Source organism: Sphingomonas sp. SUN019 (assembly GCF_024758705.1).
Classification (GTDB): Bacteria; Pseudomonadota; Alphaproteobacteria; order Sphingomonadales; family Sphingomonadaceae; genus Sphingomonas.
Genome location: NZ_CP096971.1, coordinates 2,488,814 through 2,508,403, shown reverse-complemented (window position 1 = coordinate 2,508,403; position 19,590 = coordinate 2,488,814). Strand labels below are relative to the sequence as shown.

General features: G+C 68.6%; 11 protein-coding genes. 3 read left to right on the top strand and 8 right to left on the bottom strand.

Going from position 1 to position 19,590, the window contains the following annotated elements:
* Nucleotides 1-22 precede the first annotated feature (22 nt).
* Entirely contained in the window at nucleotides 23-319 is a 297-nt protein-coding gene (locus tag M0208_RS11950; protein ID WP_258891911.1) for an RNA-binding S4 domain-containing protein, read from the bottom strand.
* Nucleotides 312-2,786, bottom strand: coding sequence for a helicase-related protein (locus tag M0208_RS11945; RefSeq protein ID WP_258891910.1), 2,475 nt, complete (start codon nucleotides 2,784-2,786; stop codon nucleotides 312-314). Before M0208_RS11945 ends, M0208_RS11950 begins: the two co-directional genes overlap by 8 nt.
* A gap of 219 nt (nucleotides 2,787-3,005) precedes the next feature.
* On the opposite strand from M0208_RS11945, the gene M0208_RS11940 reads away from it, so the two are divergent.
* On the top strand, nucleotides 3,006-4,478 hold the full coding sequence (locus M0208_RS11940) for a M23 family metallopeptidase (RefSeq protein WP_258891909.1): 1,473 nt from the start codon (nucleotides 3,006-3,008) through the stop codon (nucleotides 4,476-4,478).
* A gap of 141 nt (nucleotides 4,479-4,619) precedes the next feature.
* On the opposite strand, the gene M0208_RS11935 is transcribed toward M0208_RS11940, so the two are convergent.
* The 5 genes from M0208_RS11935 to M0208_RS11915 form a co-directional block, all read right to left on the bottom strand.
* Nucleotides 4,620-6,284, bottom strand: coding sequence for an ATP-binding protein (locus M0208_RS11935; RefSeq protein ID WP_408988093.1), 1,665 nt, complete (start codon nucleotides 6,282-6,284; stop codon nucleotides 4,620-4,622).
* A gap of 162 nt (nucleotides 6,285-6,446) precedes the next feature.
* The gene (locus M0208_RS11930; protein ID WP_408988150.1) at nucleotides 6,447-7,166 is read right to left on the bottom strand and encodes a TIGR02186 family protein; all 720 of its coding nucleotides are present in this window, start codon (nucleotides 7,164-7,166) and stop codon (nucleotides 6,447-6,449) included.
* A gap of 32 nt (nucleotides 7,167-7,198) precedes the next feature.
* Complete coding sequence (locus M0208_RS11925; protein ID WP_258891907.1) at nucleotides 7,199-8,113, bottom strand: sulfite exporter TauE/SafE family protein; 915 nt, start codon at nucleotides 8,111-8,113, stop codon at nucleotides 7,199-7,201.
* 45 nt (nucleotides 8,114-8,158) lie between these two features.
* Nucleotides 8,159-9,184: a hypothetical protein gene (locus M0208_RS11920; protein WP_258891906.1), complete on the bottom strand. Its 1,026-nt coding sequence runs from the start codon at nucleotides 9,182-9,184 to the stop codon at nucleotides 8,159-8,161.
* Entirely contained in the window at nucleotides 9,181-10,563 is a 1,383-nt protein-coding gene (locus M0208_RS11915) for a glycosyl transferase family protein (RefSeq protein WP_258891905.1), read from the bottom strand. The genes M0208_RS11920 and M0208_RS11915 overlap by 4 nt, the downstream gene beginning before the upstream one ends.
* 122 nt (nucleotides 10,564-10,685) lie before the next feature.
* Here M0208_RS11915 and M0208_RS11910 point away from each other — a divergent pair, with 122 nt between their 5' ends.
* On the top strand, nucleotides 10,686-16,409 hold the full coding sequence (locus tag M0208_RS11910; RefSeq protein ID WP_258891904.1) for an alpha-2-macroglobulin: 5,724 nt from the start codon (nucleotides 10,686-10,688) through the stop codon (nucleotides 16,407-16,409).
* A 158-nt stretch (nucleotides 16,410-16,567) separates the two neighbouring features.
* The gene (pbpC, locus tag M0208_RS11905) at nucleotides 16,568-18,676 is read left to right on the top strand and encodes a penicillin-binding protein 1C (RefSeq protein WP_258891903.1); all 2,109 of its coding nucleotides are present in this window, start codon (nucleotides 16,568-16,570) and stop codon (nucleotides 18,674-18,676) included.
* Nucleotides 18,677-18,987: 311 nt separating this feature from the next.
* Here pbpC and M0208_RS11900 read toward each other — a convergent pair whose 3' ends face one another.
* Entirely contained in the window at nucleotides 18,988-19,494 is a 507-nt protein-coding gene (locus M0208_RS11900) for an RcnB family protein (protein WP_258891902.1), read from the bottom strand.
* Nucleotides 19,495-19,590 lie beyond the last annotated feature (96 nt).

Genomic DNA, 19,590 nt, shown 5'->3' with positions numbered 1-19,590 from the left:
TATGCTTGGCCGACCGCATCCGTCAATCGCCGCCGCCTTGCTGCGAGACGTTATCAGTCAGCAATTCCTGATAACAGGCCGCCGCTTCGGGTGCGGGACCACGCCGCACCGGCAGCGCTTCGACCCGCAATACGCGCACGCGGCCGCCGTGCGCGGCGAAGGTCAGGATGTTGCCTATCCGCACCGGACAATGCGCGCGCTCGATCTTGCGCCCGTCGATGCGGAAATGCCCGCTCTCCGCCATCGCCTGCGCCAGGGGCCGGGTCTTTACGATCCGCGCGAACCACAGAAACCGGTCGAGCCGGATGGTGTCAGCCATACAGATCCGCGAGCGCGGCAAAGGCATTGTCACGCGGCGGAGCAACGCGCTTGGCGGGCGGCCGGCCGCGCCACACCCAGCGCGCCGCGCCCTCGACCGATGGCGCAGGACGGAAGCCGAGTTCGGCCATCAGCCGCGCTATCGTTCCCGGCTCCAGGCCGATCGACACCGCCAGCGCGGGATCGGGCGCGAATGCGCCGCGCCCGGCGCGCGCATCATGCGCGGCCCGGGCGACGCGCTCGACCAGATCGATCCGCACCGCCTGCGCGCCGAGCGGGCGGAACCCGGTCGCGAGCGTCGCGCCCGGCACGCCGCGCGGCAGCGTCGTCGCGCCAGCGGGCGGGGCGACGGGCCGCTCATCTTTCAGCGCCAGCAATTCGCTGCGCCATTGCCACGCCTTCGGTTTCAGCAAACGCGGATCGAACAGATTGAGCGCGCCGATCGTCACCCCTGCCGCGCGCAACCGTTTTCGGTCGTCCGGCGTCAAGGCCTCGACCGCCGCGCGCACCGCGGCTCGCTCGACGAACCCAGCCCCCGCCTCCAACGCGCTCGCGACGCTGCGTAGTGCAGGGGTCGCCCCCGGATCGAGTGCCGCCGCAGCCAGCGACGCCAACGACGGCAAAGCGCGCCCCAGGCTTTCCTCCACCCACCGCCGCAACCGCGCTGAGACGCCCGCACGCAGCGCCGCGTCGAGGCATTCCAGGCTCGCATCCAGCGCCACCGCAGGCCGCGCCAGCGACGGCCCCGACGCCAGCCGAGCGACGGCCTGCCCGCGCCACACGATCGCGCCGCCCGCGCCCAGCACGAAATCCGCGTCGCCACCCGCGATCATCGCCTGCGCCCGGATGCGCCGTTCGTGCGCGAGATGCTTTTCCGCCGTCGCCAGCAACAGACGCTTGTCGCCCGCCCGCGCCTCCGGCGCGACGGTGAAGCGGAAGCCATCGAGCCGTCCGATCGGGTGGCTGTCGATCGTCACCTCGCCCTGCGCGTCGATCGTCACCGGCAATTGCCCCGCGCCAGCCCCGATCTGCTTGGCGAGCGCAGTGGTGCGCTTGTCGACGAAGCGCTGCGTCAGGCTTGCGTGGAGCGCATCGGACAGCCGCTCCTCGATCGCCAGCGTCCGCGCCGCCCAATGCGCCGGATCGGCCAGCCAGTCGCCACGCTGCGCGATATACGCCCAGGTCCGTATCGCCGCGACGCGCCCGGCGATCGTCTCGACATCCCCGTCGACCCGGTCCAGCCGCGCGACCTCGTCCGCAAACCACTGGTGCGGGATATGGCCGGCGCCCTCGGTCAGATGCCCGAACACCCGCCCAACGAAACGCGCGTGCGGATCGAGGCCGAGTTTCGCGAAATCCGGAATCCCGCACGCCGCCCACAGCCGCGCGATATTGCCTTTCGCGCGATCGCGGACCCAATGCTCGTCGCTCAACCGCCGCAATACCTGCAGGTCGATCGCTTCCGGGGCAGCGCGCAACGCGAGGTGGTCGGGATAGGTCGACAGCGAGTACGTCAGCGCCTCGATGCTTGACAGGTCGGGCTGCCCCTCGCGCCAGTACAGCCAGTCGAGTTTCGGAAAGCGATGCGCCTCGATCGCCAGCACCTCTTCGGGCAGGAACGCATCCGGCCCTTCTTCGGCCAGCGCACCGAACGTCCCGTCGCGCTGGTGCCGCCCCGCACGCCCGGCGATCTGCGCCATCTCCGCCACCGTCAGCCGCCGCCGCCGCTTGCCGTCGAACTTGTGCAGCCCGGCGAACGCGACGTGCGCCACGTCCATGTTCAGTCCCATGCCGATCGCATCGGTCGCGACGAGGTAGTCGACCTCGCCCGCCTGGAACATCGCGACCTGCGCGTTGCGCGTGCGCGGCGACAGCGCGCCCATCACCACCGCCGCCCCGCCGCGCAGCCGCCGCAGCATCTCGGCGACGGCGTAGACTTCCTCGGCGCTGAACGCGACGATCGCCGACCGCCGCGGCAGGCGGCTGATCTTTTTCGCCCCTGCGTAGGTCAACGTCGAGAAACGCGGTCGCTCGACGATCTCCGCCTTCGGGATCAGCGCGCGGATCACCGGGCGCAACGCCTCCGACCCCAGGATCATCGTCTCTTCACGCCCGCGCGCATGGAGCAGCCGGTCGGTAAAGACGTGCCCCCGCTCCGCATCTGCGCCAAGCTGCGCCTCGTCCAGCCCGACGAATGCCACGTCCCGGTCGGTCGGCATCGATTCGACCGTACACAGAAACCAGCGCGCGTCTTTCGGAACGATCCGCTCTTCCCCCGTGATCAGCGCGACCCGCCCGACGCCCTTCATCGCGACGACGCGGTCGTATACCTCGCGCGCCAGCAGTCGCAGCGGAAAGCCGATCATGCCGGACGAGTGCGCGGCCATCCGCTCTACCGCGAGGTGCGTCTTGCCGGTGTTGGTCGGCCCGAGCACCGCCGTGACCCGCGCCGTTTCTGGAAGGCCCATGACCCACACAACATCGGGGCCAACCGCCTGCGATGCAACCGTTCCCTTGGCATTCCCTCAGCATTCCGTTTCATCGCGCGCGACGAACGCTTCGGCGCAGGGCGGGCCAGCGCCGCGACGGGTTAATTTGACTTTAACACTTTGCCACCAGAAGGATTTCGCCTGCGCCGGGGGTGGATCGGCGATACGTAATTCGCGTTTGGGGGCGCCGTACTCGCCGTGTTTCTGCGCGAGCAACCTGGAATCGAGCTGGCCGGTGGCGCGGGAACGCGCTCGTTCGGCCGCGCCCTCGTTCCGGTCAAGGATCTCGGCGTCTATGACCGCCTGCGCGTCGGCGCGGCGCGGGTCGACTGGGTGCCCGATCTCGGCGCGCAGATCGGCAGCCTCACCTGGTGGCGCGGCCTGCTGACCTGCACCGCGCTCTGCGCCGGCGCGATCCTGACCGCGCCCGGCCTTCGCCCGGTGTCGGGCTATGTCACGCCCCCGCTGTCGGGCGGCGAATATGACGAGGCGCAGACGCTATCGATCGCGCCGATCGCCTATGGTGCGTCGACCGGGCGGCGGATGGCGGCGAACGATCTCGTCCGCCCGCTGACCGAAACGCCCGAACGCCCGGTGATCGATCTGACCGCGACGCTCGGCGACGGCGATTCGTTCGGCGCAGCGCTGCAGCGCGCGGGCGTCGGCCGCAACGACGCGGCGCAGGCCGCCAGTCTGGTCGCCGACGCGGTGTCGGTGGGCGATCTGAAGCCCGGCACGGTGCTGTCGCTGACGCTCGGCCGCCGCGCCGACCGCAGCATCGCGCGCCCGCTGGAGCATCTCGCCTTCCGCGCGCGCTTCGACCTGAACCTCGCGCTCAACCGCGAAGGCGACGCGCTGTCGCTCGATCGCCAACCGATCGCGATCGACCGCACGCCGCTGCGCATCCAGGGCCTCGTCGGCTCGAGCCTCTATCGCTCCGCGCGCGCGGCGGGTGCGCCAGCAAAACTGGTCGAGGCCTATATCAAGGCGATCGCCGCTCGCATCTCGATCGGCCGCGACGTCACCGCCGCCGACAGTTTTGACATCGTCGCCGACCAAGCCCGCGCCGCGACCGGCGAGGTGCAGATCGGCAAGCTCCAATTCGCCGGACTCGATCAGGGCGCGAAGAAGCTCCAGCTCGTCCGCTGGGGCGACGGCGACGGCACGTTCTGGGACGCGAAAGGCCAGAGCGAGCGCCGCGGCTTCATGGGAATGCCCGTCGCGGGCCGCGTCACGTCGAACTTCGGCGCACGGATGCACCCGCTGCTGGGCTTCCTCAGGATGCACAAGGGCATGGATATCGGCGCGCCCTATGGCACCCCGATCTACGCCGCGATCGACGGCGTGGTGGCGTTCGCCGGCCGCAACCGTGGCTATGGCAATTTCGTGAAGCTCAACCACGGCGGCGGCATCGCCACCGGTTACGGCCACATGAGCCGCATCGCCGTGTCGCCGGGCACGCGCGTCGGGCGCGGGCAAGTGATCGGCTATGTCGGATCGACCGGCATGTCGACCGGTCCACACCTCCACTGGGAAGTATGGAAGAACGGCGTCGCGGTGAACCCGCGCTCGATCTCGCTCTCCAGCGTCGCCGTCCTGTCAGGCGCAACGCTGCGCGCGTTCAAGGCAAAGGTCGCCAATCTACTGAGCGTGAAGCCGGGCTCCCACTGATTTTTTGACGCCTTCTCGGGCGTAAGACGGTGCCAGCCCGCTCCCCCGCCCGGCCACCCATTCAGGATATTCTGTGGGTGGCCGGGCGGGGGAGCGGGCTGGCACCGTCTTATCCGCGTAAGCGGATCAAGAGATTTCCCCCTACCGCCCCTGCGCGCGCCAGCGTTGCAGCGTGCGCGCGATGATCTCGTCCTCCTGCCCCACATCGCGCCATAGGTCGGAGAATACCGGATCGGCCGACGCCGGGCGTCGCGCCGATTCCAGCGCATCGAACGACACGCGGATCGGGATCGCGACGCCTTCGCCGCAGATGATGCACTCGCGGTTGCGCAGCGCCGGGATCGAATCGAGGAACCCCCGCGCGCCCTCGGGCATCGCAGCCCGAACGAAGGCCTGATCGCGGTCGTTGTTCAGCCGCATCGCGATGATCGTGCCGCACTGCGACAGCACGCCCTCCGCCAGATCGGACGGCCGCTGCGTGATCAACCCCAGCGACACGCCGTATTTGCGCCCCTCCTTCGCGATCCGGCCCAGGATGCGACCGACCGACGACGTGGCGTCCTGGCCCGCCGGAATGTAGCGATGCGCTTCCTCGCAAACCAATAGGATCGGCCGCTGTGGTTCGTTGCGCGACCAGATCGCGAAATCGAACACCATGCGAGACAGCACCGCGACCACCACCGAAGTGATCTCGCTCGGCACGCCCGACACGTCGATGATCGAGATCGGCTTCCCGTCGCCGGGCAGGCGGAAGATGCGTTCGATGAACCCAGCCATCGTATCCGCGACCAGCATCCCCGAAAACATGAAGCTGAACCGCGGGTCGGCCTTGATCTCCTCCACCTTGGATTTCAGCCGCAGATACGGGGCGGAATTGCTTGCCTTGTCCATCTTGCCCATCTCGAGCTGGATCAAATTGGTCAGGTCGCTCAGCAGATACGGCACCGGCGCATCGACCGTCAGCTTCGGGATTTCCTGCCCGACCCGGCTTTTCGCGCGCGCCGCCAGCAGGCACTTGGCGAGAATGTCGGCATCGACCTGTCGCTCCGAACCGGTCGTGGTCAGGAACACCTCGCAATGTTCCTCGAAGTTCATCAGCCAATACGGCATGGCCAGGTTCGATACGTCGAACAGCGCACCATTGTGCTTGAACGCGGCGGAATATTCGCCGTGCGGATCGATCATCACGATATGGCCCTGCGGCGCCAGTTCGCAGATGCGATGCAGGATCAGCGCGGCGCTGGTCGATTTGCCCGTGCCGGTCGACCCCAGCAGCGCAAAATGCTTGCCCAGCATCGCGTCCACGTAAAGCGCGGCGCGAATGTCCTTGGTCGGATAGACCATGCCGATCTCGATATTCGCGCGGTCGTCCGCCGCATACACCTGTTTCAGATCGTCAGTCGAAATCGGAAACACCTCCCCGCCCGGGCTGGGATAGCGGGTCACACCACGACGGAAATTGTACAGTTTGCCGGTCAGGCGTTCCTCATCGCCCTCGCCCAGAAAATCGATCAGCGCCGTGACGCGGCCCGCGACCATATCTTCCAGTTTCAGCGACCGGATGTTGGCGATCAGCCACGCCGCGCCCACACGCACCTTGATCTGTCCGCCGACCTGCCCGCCGGTCGCAATCACCGGATCGGGATGCTCGGCGAGCAGCGACAGCGCCGCCATGTCGAACATCACCTTGCTCGACGACCCCGAAACCTCGATCACGAACCCGATCGCCTCGATCGCCGGACGCACGGCGACGGGCGCGGCTCGAGCCACCCCATCGAATGCGCCTGGCGCCGGCATTTCGGTCATTCGGGTGGTCCCCCGTTATTCACAGACGGCCGGTTATGCGCAATCTTTGTAAATTAAGCATGAGGGGGTGCTTTGTCTGACGCGCGCACGCGCGTGAGGCGGGGCGGGGTAGTGAGCCTGGTACCGCCTCGAAGCTCGCTCTTTCGCGAGCCTCAATAGGGCTCAAATCCTCCGCGCCACCCACCCCGCGCCCCAGCCGAGCAGCACCGACAGCGCCACCACGACCGCACCGTAAAGGAATGCCGACCGATCCGCGGCGCGCGCCACGAAGCGCTCGAAACCCGATTTGCGCACGTCGATGTCGCGCACCGCCGCCGCCAGCACCTTGCCGTCGCGAATCAGGAACGTCTCCGCGGTGAAGCGCCCGACCGGCACGCGCGCCGGTATCGCGACGCGCGCGCGGTACAGCACGTCGTCGGTGATCTCGACCGCGCGCGGCGCTTCGTAATACAGCCCGGTCTTCTTGCGCAACGCGACCAGCCCGCGTGCAAACCGGTCCTGCACGCCCGACGGCGCGGACGACGCGGGCGACAATTGCAGGCTGTCGAGGCCGAGTTCGTAGATCGCGCGCGTACGTTCATCGACCAGATCGGGAATCGGCCGCGACGACGCGATCGCGTAGAACGACGGGGCCGACCGGTAGCGCAGTTCCTCGGCATTGACCCAGATGCCGGCGAGCTTTTCCTTCTCGCGAATCGTGATCGACTGCACCGGCCCCTTCACCACCACCACCACGTCGGTCGGGCGCCGCGCGTCGGGCAGGCGTCCGCCGGGATACAGGATCGCGCCGAACAGCAGCAATTCCGCCCCGGTAAAGCTGTACACGATCTCGATATCGCGCTGCGACACGTCGGGCACCAGCACCGGCTTTTCCTGCGCCATCAGGAGCGGCGCGAGCAATAAAAGTATTTTCTTCACGACAGCTCGATCGTGTAGATTTCATCCGGCCGCCACCCCAGACCCAACCCGATCCGGAACGCCACCAGCAGCACCAGGATCGCCAGCGCCAAGCGCAGATACTCGGGCTTCACCCGCGCCGCGAAACGCGCGCCGATCTGTGCGCCGACGACCGATCCGACCAGCAGCAGCGCGGCCAGCACGATATCGACCGCCTTGGTGGTCAGCGCATGGACCATCGTCGCCGCGGCGGTGACGAACAGGATCTGGAACAGGCTGGTCCCGACCACCACCGACGTCGCCATGCCGAGCAGATAGATCATCGCCGGCACCAGCACGAACCCGCCGCCGATGCCGAGCAGGATCGTCAGCACCCCCGTCGCCACCCCCAGCAACAGCGGCGCGAGCGGGGAAATATACAGCCCGGATTTATAGAATCGCATCCGGAACGGCAGCGCGGCGACCAGCGGATGATGCCGCCGCTTGCGCGGTTTCGCCACGCGCCGCCCTTTAGCCACCCCGATCGCCTCGACCGATTCCTTCAGCATCATCCCGCCGATCGTGCCGAGCAGAAGAACATAGGTGATCGCGATCGCGGTATCGATCTGCCCGCTTTGCTGCAGCAGCCGGAACAGCCACGCGCCGCCGATCGATCCGATGATCCCGCCCGCGACCAACACGCCGCCCATCTTCACGTCGACGCCGTCGCGCCGCCAATAAGCGCTGACCCCGGATACGCTCGCGCCCGTCACCTGGCTCGCAGCACTCGCCGCCGCGACGGTCGGCGGGATGCCATAGACGATCAGCAGCGGCGTGGTCAGGAACCCGCCGCCGACGCCGAACATGCCCGACAGCAATCCCACCCCGCCCCCCAGCGCGATGATGACGAGCGCGTTCACCGACAGGTTCGCGATCGGCAGGTAAAGGTCCATGCACCCGGTTATGCGATGCACGCGCCCGGCGGAAGGCGTCGCGGCTCAGAAATCGGTGCCGATCGAAAGCGCTGGCCCCGATCCCGGCCGCGCATCGCCCGCGACCCGTTGCCGCCAATCCACCGAAAGCCGCACGGTCTTGCCGCCGATCGGCACCGACGCGCTGGCCGTCGGCCCGATATCGAACCGCGCCGCGCCACGCTGCGCACCGCCCCAAGCACCCAGACCCAAATCGATCGACGCTGCGCCAACCGTCGCCATCGGCCGCGCAATGCGCAGCGCGCCATCCGCATAACCGTCGATGCCGCCGTCGCGCGCGATGGCGGCCGCCTGCCCATAAGCATCGAGCCGAAATCCCGCCGCTACCGGCGCCGGCCCCACGCCAGCGATCACGCCGATCGACGGCCCGCCCCGCGCGCCCTCGATCCCGATCCGCTGCTCCGCGATCAAGTGGATCGGAAGCGCAGTAGGCTGCCAGTCGACACCGATCGCCGCCTCGCGCTGGCGCGATCCAAGCGCGGTCGAGAGCCGTCCCGCCAGCGCGAATCGCCTTACATCATCCAGCGCATAGGTCGCCCGGACCCCCGCCTGGCTCCCGCCAAGCTGCGGCGCGAAGGGTGACGCCGCGCCGCTGCCGCGCACGATGGTCCACAGACTTGCCCGAAACCTGGGGAATGCGTCCGGAACCACCGACAGCAGGACCGGTGATCCGATCGGGCCGCGCGCCGTATACGCCGGGTCGGATCGGGCGATCTCAGCGGGTGCAAAGGCAAGCCGCGCCGGGCCGCTCGCTGGCGCAGGCGCGCTCGACAGCCGGACTTCCGGTCCGCTGAGCGCCGGAATAGCCCAAGCGCGCGCAATCTCCGGCAAATATGTCGGCGGCGCGGACCCCCTGCTTACGATCGGGCCGAGCAACTGCTCCGCCTCGGCCGGCGGCGCGACCACGTCGAGCAGCACGGGCACCATCGCGGCGATCGGGCTCGCCACCTGCGACAGCTGCACGACCCGCATCGTCACCCACGCGCCAAGCAGTAGCGCGACGAAGCGCAAAGGCCGGCTGGATGCGATCACCGCGCCACGGTTTCGGGCGGCCCGTCCGGAAAAACGTGGGCGGTCTTGTCCCACCGCGGCGGCGCGCCGGCCAGGATGCCGATATAGCGCACGATCGCGCGGCGCGCGGCGAGCAGCGAAATCCAATTAGCGACCAAGAGCCGTGGCACGGACCACACGGCTTCGCGCCAGCCGTAGCTGCGCCCCGTCGCCAGCGCACGCGCGGCGATCCGCCACAATAACAGCGCCAGCGTCACCGTCAGCAGCGTCCGAACATCGGGGGAGACCGCCGACGCTGCATCGCCGATGATCGCATGGCCGAGCATCCCCAAAGCCGACGCCAGCACCGCGACATAGGCCGCCGCCAGCACCAGCACCGCGACCGGCGCGCGGCGATCACGCATCCGCATCCAGTGATCCGCCAGATGCAAAGGCCGGCTCCAGCCGGTGCGGTCCCACCCGGCCAATGCGATTCCCGTCATCCAACGCGCCTTCTGGATGACGGCGGCTCGGATCGTGGCCGGGAAATAGGCGCGCACCGCAACCAACGGTCCGCCCGGATATTCACGCACCCGCGCGAAACATGCCCCACCAAACGCCCCGGCGCGCAACCCGAGCTCGTAATCCTCCGTCAGGCTGTCTTCATCGAACGGCGTGCCGTGACGCGCGGCGATCGCCTCCAGCGCCGCGACCGAAATCGCGCAGCCGACACCCGCCAATGGCAACCCTGCGCCGACAGCCGCACGCACCACCATCTGCTTGCCATGCGCTTCCGAAAACTCGTCCGCATAATGGCCCGATACCAGCCTCGCGCCGCGATCGATCAGCGGCAGCACCGGAATCTGCACGATCGCATGGTCGCCCAGCAGCGCGTCGTATACCCGCAATTCGGCCGGATGGACGACATCCTCGGCGTCGTGCAGCACCACCGCGCTGGTCCGGGCGCGCGCCACTGCGTCGTCGCGACCCAGCGCTCGCCACAAGGCGTTGAGACAATCGGCCTTAGTCGTCGGCCCATCCTTTACGCCGATCACCAGCCGAACGCGCCGGTCGGTTTGCGCGACCGCCGCAACCGCGTCGATCGTCGCCGGATCGTTCGGATAGCAGCCGACGAAGATCCGGTAGTCGGGGTGCGCGAACCGCGCGAGCGCGGTCCGCAGCATCGCGCCGATCACCGCCGATTCGTCCCACGCGGGCACGAACACCGCCAACCGCCCCGTTTTGGACGAAGCGGGCAGGTCGTCGAGCAACAGACTGCCCGCTGCGCCGCGTATGCGTCGCCACAAGTAAACAAGGTCGACCAGAAGGTCGTCGACGCCTCCAATCACGAAACCGACCGCGCCGAACAGCATCGCCTCACGCGCGAAAGCGTCGATCCACGCGACGATGATCGCCCCCATCGTCAGCGTCCAGCCCCCTGAAACATTGAGGAAACTTGTCCACGACTTTATAAAAGCGCGCAATCCCCGCTGGACTCGAACTTCTGTACAGCTACGCTCGGGTCGATTGGGAGGGATTGGCGATGCGGCTTGGCGTGCGGTTGGCGATCCTCGCCTTGGCGGTCGCGCCGGTCGCGGCGCTGGGCGACAACACGCCGCGCATCGTCCTCGCTCAGCCCGGCGTCGGTAACGGCGCGATCGAGCGCTTCACGATCCGGTTCGACCAGCCGATGGTGGCGCTGGGCGATCCACGCGCGCCCGCGCCTGCGGTGGTGCAATGCGCGACCGGGGGCGCGGGGCGCTGGGTCGATCAACAGACATGGGTACATGAATTCACCGCGCCCCTGCCCGGCGGCGCGACCTGCACGATCCGCACGCGTGACGGGCTGAAGAGCGCGGCGGGCTATGCGCTGGCGGGATCGCAGACTTTCACCGTCGACGCGGGCGGCCCGACCGCACGCGCCGTCCTGCCGTCGGGCAGCGGGAGCGAGATCGAGGAGGATCAGGTGTTCCTGGTCGCGGCGAATCTCGCCCCAACCCCGCAATCGGTCGCCGCCAACGCGTATTGTGCGGTCGACGGAATCGGCGAGAAGATTCCGGTCGACGTGCTCGCCGCCGATGTTCCCGCCCGCCTGCTCGGCGCGCTGGGGAAGGACCGCTGGGAGGTGCGCAGCTTCCTCGAAAACGCCGGCCTTCCGGCCGAACTCCCCGCCGCGGACGCCGACCGCCGTCGCGCCATCGCCAGCGTCACCGCGCTGAAATGCCGCCGCGCGCTGCCGCCGGGGCGCGACATGGCGCTGGTCTGGGGGGCCGACATCGCAGGCGGCGGCAAGCGCGCAGGGGCGGATCAACGCTTCGATTACACCGTGCGCAAACCCTTCGCCGCGCGCTTCGAATGCAGCCGCGTCAACCCGCAGGCCGGGTGCAGCCCGGTCGAAAAGGCCTATGTCCGCTTCACCGCGCCAGTGCCGATGTCGGCGGCGCAGGCGATCCGCATCGTCACCGCCGACGGCAAGACGATCGCACCCACCTTCAGCGACGATGAAAAGACCCGCGCGACGATATCCGACGTAACCTTTGCCGCGCCGTTGCCCGTCGCGACCGCCGCGCGGCTCGAACTGCCCGGCGGGGTGAAGGATGAAAGCGGTCGTGCGCTCTCCAATGCCGAGCGCTTCCCGCTCGACATAAAATTCGACCGCGCGCCGCCGCTGGTAAAGTTCGCCGCGCCGTTCGGCATATTGGAGGCTAAGGAAGGTGGCGTTCTCCCCGTCACCGTCCGCAACGTCGAACCCACGCTGCAGGGCCGCAACCTTGCGGTCGGAGGCGCGTCGATGCTCGTGGAGGGAGATGGCGCGGTCGCCGAATGGCTGCGCACCGTCGACAAGGCGGGACAGAACGACATCGAGGACGTCGAGCGCGGGCCAGAGAACAATCGAGAGACGGTCCGCATCAACCACACCGGCGAACGCTCGATCCTGACGGGCAAGGGATCGGCGCTGAACGTCGCGCTGCCGGCCAAGGGCCGCGATTTCGAGGTCGTCGGCATCCCGCTGACCAAGCCCGGCTTCTACGTCGTCGAACTCGCCAGCCCCGTCCTCGGCCGCGCGCTGCTCGGTCGCGACGTGCCGCGCTACGTCGCCTCCGCCGCGCTGGTCACCAACATGGCGGTGCATTTCAAATGGGGCCGCGAACGCAGCCTCGCCTGGGTCACGTCGCTCGACAGCGGAAAGCCCTTCCCCAACGCCGCGGTCGCGATCACCGATAGTTGCAATGGCCGTTTGCTGGCGCGTGGCGTCACCGATCGCACCGGCGGGCTGATGGTGCCCGCAGGTCTCCCGCAACCCGAAACCTACGGCAGCTGCGAGAACGCCTCGTCCCCGCATCCGCTGATGGTCTCCGCGCGCGCCGGCGACGATTTCAGCTTCACGCTGACCGATTGGGGCGAGGGCATCCGCCCGTACGACTTCGACCTGCCCTACGGTTACGACGCGCGCGGCGAGATCGTCCACACCGTCTTCGACCGCGCGCTCGTCCGCGCGCGCGAGACGATTCACATGAAGCATATCGTCCGCCAACCGGTCGGCAGCGGCTTCCGCGTGCCGCCGGGCTTCACCGGCACGCTGCGGCTGGCGCATCGCGGTTCGGACACGCAGTTCGACCTGCCGCTGACGATCGACGCGAACGGCATCGGCGAAACCGAATGGACCGCCCCGCAGGGCGCGCCGATGGGCGATTACGACCTGCGCATCGTGAAGGGCGATGATACGATCTACACCAGCCAGTCGTTCAAGCTGGACGAATACAAGCTCCCGACGATGCGCGCGACCGTGACGGGTCCGAAGGCCGCGGCGGTGCGCCCGAAATCGCTGCCGCTCGACCTGTTCGTCGGTTATCTCAGCGGCGGCGGCGCGTCCAACCTGCCGGTCGATCTGCGCGTCGGCTGGTTCGCACGCAGCGCCGCGCCCGATGGTTATGAGGGTTATACTTTCGGCGGGCGTGCGATCACCGAAGGAGTGAAGCCGCTCAACGGCGACGGCGAGGAGGACGGCCCGACGCTGCCACCGACCCAAACCCTCCCCGCGACTCTGACCGGCGACGGCACCGCGCGCCCGACGATCGAAGTCCCGCAGGGCCTCGACGGCAACACCGAAATGAATGTCGAGATGGATTATCAGGACGCGAACGGCGAAACGCTGACCGCGACCCGCACGATCCCGATCTTTGCGTCGGCGGTACAGCTCGGCGTGAAGACCGACGGCTGGCTGATGAAACAGGACGATCTGCGTCTGCGCTTCGTCGCGCTCGACACGTCGGGCAAGCCGATCAAGGGCCAGAAAATCTTGGTCGCGCTCTACAGCCGCCAGATTCTCACCGCGCGGCGGCGGCTGATCGGCGGCTTCTACGCCTATGACAATCAGATGCGCACGACGAAGCTGGACGCAACGTGCAGCGCCACCACCGATGCGCAGGGCTACGCCGGATGCACGGTCGACCCCGGCGTCTCGGACGAAATCTATGCCGTCGCCACCGCCACCGATGGCGACGGCAATGTCGCGCGCGCGACGCGCTCGGTATGGCTGGCGGGCGACGACGATTGGTGGTTCGGCGGCGACAATGGCGACCGGATGGACGTCGTCCCCGAACAACTCTCCTACAAGGCGGGCGAAACCGCGAAATTCCAGGTGCGGATGCCGTTTCGCGAAGCGACCGCACTGGTCACGGTCGAGCGTGAGGGCGTCCTCTCCAGCTTTGTCACCCAGCTATCCGGCACCGATCCGGTGGTCGAAGTGAAGATGCCCGGCGCCTACGCCCCCGACGTGTTCGTGTCGGTCATGGCGATCCGCGGCCGTATCGAGCCCGGCTGGTGGAGCTGGTTCAAAAGCCTGTTCGGCGCGCGCGAGGAGGCACCCGCCCCGACCGCGCTCGTCGATCTCTCCAAACCCGCCTACCGGCTCGGCATCGCCAAGGTGAAGGTCGGCTGGGAATCGCACACGCTCGGCGTCGCGGTGAAGGCCGACAAGGAGAGGTACGCCGCGCGCGATACCGCGCAGGTCATGGTGCAGGTGAAGCGCCCCGACGGCAGCCCGGCGCGCACCGCCGATGTCGCCTTCGCCGCAGTCGATCAGGCGTTGCTCCAGCTCGCGCCGAACGACAGCTGGGACGTGCTGACCGCGATGATGGGCGATCGGCCGTTGTCGGTCCTGACCGCGACCGCACAGATGCAGGTCGTCGGCAAGCGCCATTATGGTCGGAAAGCGGTCGAGGCGGGCGGCGGCGGGGGCGGCGACATGAGCGCGCTCAACCGCGAAAATTTCCAGCCCGTCCTGCTGTGGCGCGGCCGCGTCGCGCTCGATGCGCAGGGCCGCGCGCGCATCCCCGTCCCGCTCAACGACGCATTGTCCTCATTCAAGCTGGTCGCGATCGCCACCGACGGCGCCAGCGCCTTCGGCACCGGCAGCGCGGATATCCGCACCGCGCAGGATCTGTCGATCTACGCCGGAATGCCGCCGCTGGTGCGCACCGGCGACTGGTATTCGGCCGGCTTCACGCTGCGCAACGGCAGCGACAGGCCGATGACCGTCACCGCGACGGTCGACATCTTCCCGCGCATCGCCGCGGGCAAGCCGCTGACCGTCACCATCCCCGCCGGCCGCGCCGCGCCGATCGCGTGGAACCTGACCGCCCCCGCGGGCCTGTCAAATATCCGCTGGCAGGTCTCCGCGCGGACCGCCGACGGCCGCGCGATTGATCGGCTCAGCGTGACGCAAGACGTGATCCCCGCGGTCCCGGTCGAGACCTGGGCCGCGACCCTCGCACGCGTCGGCGACACATCGATCCCAATCGCCGCCCCCGCGGGCGCGCTCCCCGGCTTCGGCGGGGTCGAGGTGTCGCTGCTCGATACGCTCGCGCCGCCGCTGTCGGGCGTGCGCGATTATATGACCGTCTATCCGTACAATTGCTTCGAACAGCGCCTCAGCCGCATCGTGGCGCTGGGCGACGCGCGCGGCTGGGCGGCGCTGGCGGGCGAAATCCCGACCTATCAGGCGAGCGACGGCCTGCTGCGCTATTTCCCCAACGAAGCGCTCGACGGATCGGAGGCGCTGACCGCCTATGTCCTCGCGATCACCTCGGAAGCCGGTCTCGCGCTCCCCGAAACCGCGAAGACGCGCATGGTAGAGGGGCTGAAAGCGGTTCTCGACGGCCGCGTCCGGCACGAGGAATATGGCGACGTCCGGCTCCAGCGCCTCGCCGCGTACGCCGCACTCGCTCGCGCCGGGGCGGCGACCAGCGCGATGCCCGGCCAGCTTGGCCTCACGCCGGCCGAAATGCCGACCGCGAGTCTGGCCGATTACATCGTCGCGCTCGATCGCACCCCCGGCCTTGCCAACGCCCCCGCGCTGAAGGCGTCGGCCGAACAGGTGCTGCGCAGCCGCATCGTCTATGAAGGGTCGCGCTTCGACCTGACCGATAAGGCCAATGCGTCATGGTGGCTGATGTCATCTGCGGACGAGGGCGCGATCAAGGCGACCCTCGCCGCGCTTGGCCGACCCGGCTGGCAGGACGATGCGCCGCGCATGATGATCGGCGTGTCGCTGCGCCAGCGCCGCGGCCATTGGGATACGACCCCGGCGAACGCGTGGGGCAGCGTCGCAGCGCGCAAGTTCGCGGCGCTCTACCCGGCGGAAGCCATAAGTGGGACGACAACGCTGTCATTTGCCGGACGGACGCAGGCGAAGGCATGGCCGCTGTCGGTCGAGTTGCGCCGCGCGACTTTCGCGCTGCCCGCGGCGCAAACCCCGCTCACCTTACGCCAATCCGGCGGCGCGGGGCCGTGGGCGAGCGTGCGGGTGAAGGCCGCAGTCCCGCTCACCCAACCGCTCTCGGCAGGCTACCGGATGGAGCGCAAAATGGAGATCGTCCAGGCCCGCAACCCCGGTCGCCTAACCCGCGGCGACGTGGTGCGCGTGACGCTGACCGTCGACGCCACCGCCGAGCGCAACTGGGTGGTCGTCAGCGACCCCATCCCGCCCGGTGCGACGATCCTTGGCGGCCTCGGCGGACAATCCGCGATGCTGGGTCAAGGCGGGGCGAGCGAAGGTGTCTCCCCCGCCTATGTCGAGCGCGGGCGTGAGGCGTGGCGCGGCTATTTCGCCTGGGTGCCGCGCGGGCGTTTCGTCGCCAGCTATACGATGCGGCTGAACGGCGCGGGCCGCTTCACCCTGCCGCCATCCCGCGTCGAAGCGATGTACTCCCCCGACATCCGCGCCGCCGTGCCGATCGCACCGGTGACGGTCGGATTGCGATAGGCCATGCGCCCAGCGCATCACGACCACCCCGGCGAAGGCCGGGGCCCAGTTGCACCGGAAAAGGTTGGCGGGTTCGACGCTCTCCAACACAAACCGCTGCAACTGGGCCCCGGCCTTCGCCGGGGTGGAGCCTGGTTTAGCGGTGCGTGCGTGATGCGATGACCGCCGCCCAGCGCCTCCCCCTCATCCTCATCGCGCTGGCCGCCATCACGCTCGCCTCGCTCGACTGGCTCACCCGCCCCCCGCCGCTACCCGCCTACGCCCACGTCCGCAGCCAATGGCAGCCGTCCGAATCATGGCTCTACGACCGCCACGGCCGCTTGCTCGATTCCTCCCGCGTCGATTTCGCCGCGCGACGCCTCGCCTGGGTGCCGCTTACCCGAGTCGCGCCGGTCGTCCGCGAAACGATCCTGACCGCCGAAGACCACCGCTTCACCCATCACGGCGGGATCGACTGGCTCGCGCTCGCCGCCGCCACGCGCGATCGGATCGAAGGCGAACGCCCACGCGGCGCGAGCACGATCACGATGCAGCTCGCCGCCTATCTCGCGCCCGATCTCGCCCGCCCCGGCGCGCGCGGCTGGCGCGACAAGTTGCGCCAGATGCGCGCCGCCCGCGCGCTCGACGGCGCATGGTCGAAGGACCAAATCCTCGAAGCCTACCTCAACCTCGCCGGTTTCCGCGGCGAGGCGCAAGGTATCGGGGCCGCCGCGCTCGGCTTGTTCGGCAAGACCCCCGAAACGCTCAGCCGAGACGACGCGCTCCTGCTCGCCGCGCTCCTGCCCGATCCGCAAGCCGACGCGACCCGCATCGCACGCCGCGCCTGCGCCTTGTCCCGCGAGGATTGCGCACGTTTCCCCGCGCTCGCCGCGTCGATGCTCGGCCCCACCCGCAGCCTCGCGCTTGACCCCGGCTTCGCCCCGCATCTCGCCGATCGGCTGCTGACCAAACCGGGCCTGCGCGTCCGCACCACGCTCGACCTGCGCGTCCAGCGCCTCGCCGCGGCGGCATTGCGCCGACAGTTGCAGGGCCTCGGCGGTACCCGCGCGCGTGATGGCGCGGTAATCGTCGTCGATAACGAGAGCGGCGATGTCTTGGCCTATGTCGGCGGAATCGGCGGCGCGTCGACCTCCCCCGCGGTCGACGCCGCCGCCGCTTACCGGCAAGCCGGATCGACGCTGAAACCGTTCCTCTACGCCGCCGCAATCGAGAAGAAATATCTGACCGCCGCATCGATCCTCGACGATTCGCCGGTCCAGCTCGACACCGCCTCCGGCCTGTACGTCCCGCAGAATTACGATCGCGCGTTCAAAGGGCCGGTGTCGGCGCGGGTCGCGCTAGCGGGATCGCTCAACGTGCCCGCGGTGCGCACATTGCTGCTGGTTGGGGTCGATCCGTTTCGCGACCGGTTGTGGGACATGGGCTATCGCGGGCTGGTCGAGGACGGCAGCCACTACGGATTCAGCCTCGCCTTGGGGTCGGCGGAGGTGACGCTGGGCGAACAGGCCGCCGCCTATCGCGCGCTGGCCAATGGGGGACGCTGGTCGCCGCTAAACGTGACGCTCGACGAGACACCAGCGAAACCGCGCACGATCACCAGCCCGCAGGCGGCGTGGATCGTCTCCGACATCCTCGCCGACCCCGCCGCGCGCGCAGGCACGTTCGGGCTCGATTCGGCGCTCCGCCTGCCGTTCTGGGCGGCGGTGAAGACCGGAACGTCGAAGGCGATGCGCGACAATTGGTGCGTCGGATTCACGAAGCATTTCACAGTCGCGGTGTGGGTCGGTAACGTCGAGGGCGATCCGATGCGCGCGGTCTCCGGCACCAGCGGCGCGGCTCCAGTGTGGCGCGACGTCATGCAGGCGCTGGAAGACGATCGATCGGGCGCGCCACCGCCGCCGCCAGGGGTCCAGCAACGCCGCATCACCTTCGCCAATGCGCGCGAACAACCGCGGCGCGAATGGTTCCTGGCCGGCACCGCACTGACCCAAGTCGCCGCCGCGCCCGCCGAATCGCGCCGTCCGCGCATCACCTCGCCCGTGCCGGGCAGCGTCTATGCGCTCGATCCCGATATTCCGGCGGCGCGGCAACGGCTGGCGGTGATGGTCAGCGGATCGGCGGCTGCGCACCGGCTGCGGCTCGACACGCGCGATCTCGGCACCGCCGAAACCCCGCCGCCGATCGCGATCGGGCCGGGCCGTCATGTTCTGGCGCTGGTCGACACCGCCGGTCGAACGGTCGATCGTGTAGCGTTCACGATGCGGTGAGGAACGCGGCACCCGAACAAAAGCATCGCCCGCGCGTTTACGCCAACAGTCCCACCCCCCTTTCGGGACTAGTGCCTACCCAAGCAGGCGCCGGCCGCGTCGATGCGTAGCAGGCGACGCGGCTGTTGCTTCTTTTTGATCGCCTCTCGGCGATGAGACGGTACCGGCCCGCTCCCCCGCCCCTCCGCCCACTAGAGTAGCCTGAATGGGCGGAGGGGCGGGGGAGCGGGCTGGCACCGTCTTGCGCGCGTGAGCGTGCCGAACAAGAAACCGGGGCGGTGTTCCCACCGCCCCGATCCGTGACGAACTGCTTAGCGGTAGAAGCCGCGATAGGTGTCGATCACGATGCCGCGCCGATAGTCGATCAGCACCACGTCGTTATAATGCCGGATCCAGCGCTGGTTCGCGCGGGCGCGGGGCAGGCGATAGCGCCACGGATCGTTGATCCAATAGCTGCGACCGTAATAGTTCGGCGCGATCCGGCCGCCGGCGCGGAAGTTCTGGTAGCGGAACGGCGCGCGCCAGTTACCGCGAGCATACAGATTGCGGTTGCTGTCACGATAGCCGCGCCAGTCGTTGCGGCCCCAGTTGCGATTCCGGTCGCGCAGATCCTCGCGATATTCCTGTCGCGCCTCACGCACATCGCGACGTTCGTCACGGATGTCGCCGCGGTCGCCATAACGCCGCGCCTGGTTCAGCTCGCGCTGCTCCTCACGGATATCCTGCCGGTCGCGACGAAGCTCGCCGCGCGACTGCGCATTCGCCGCCGCCGGAATGGCGGTCGCCGCGATCAGCGCCAAAGTAATAAACTTACGCATGACAAAATGCCTTTCGTTCAACTCGGCGATGCGAACGATGGTCCGCGCCGCCTTGTTCCCGGATTGGCCGAGTCGCGATGAACGGTCAGCGAATGC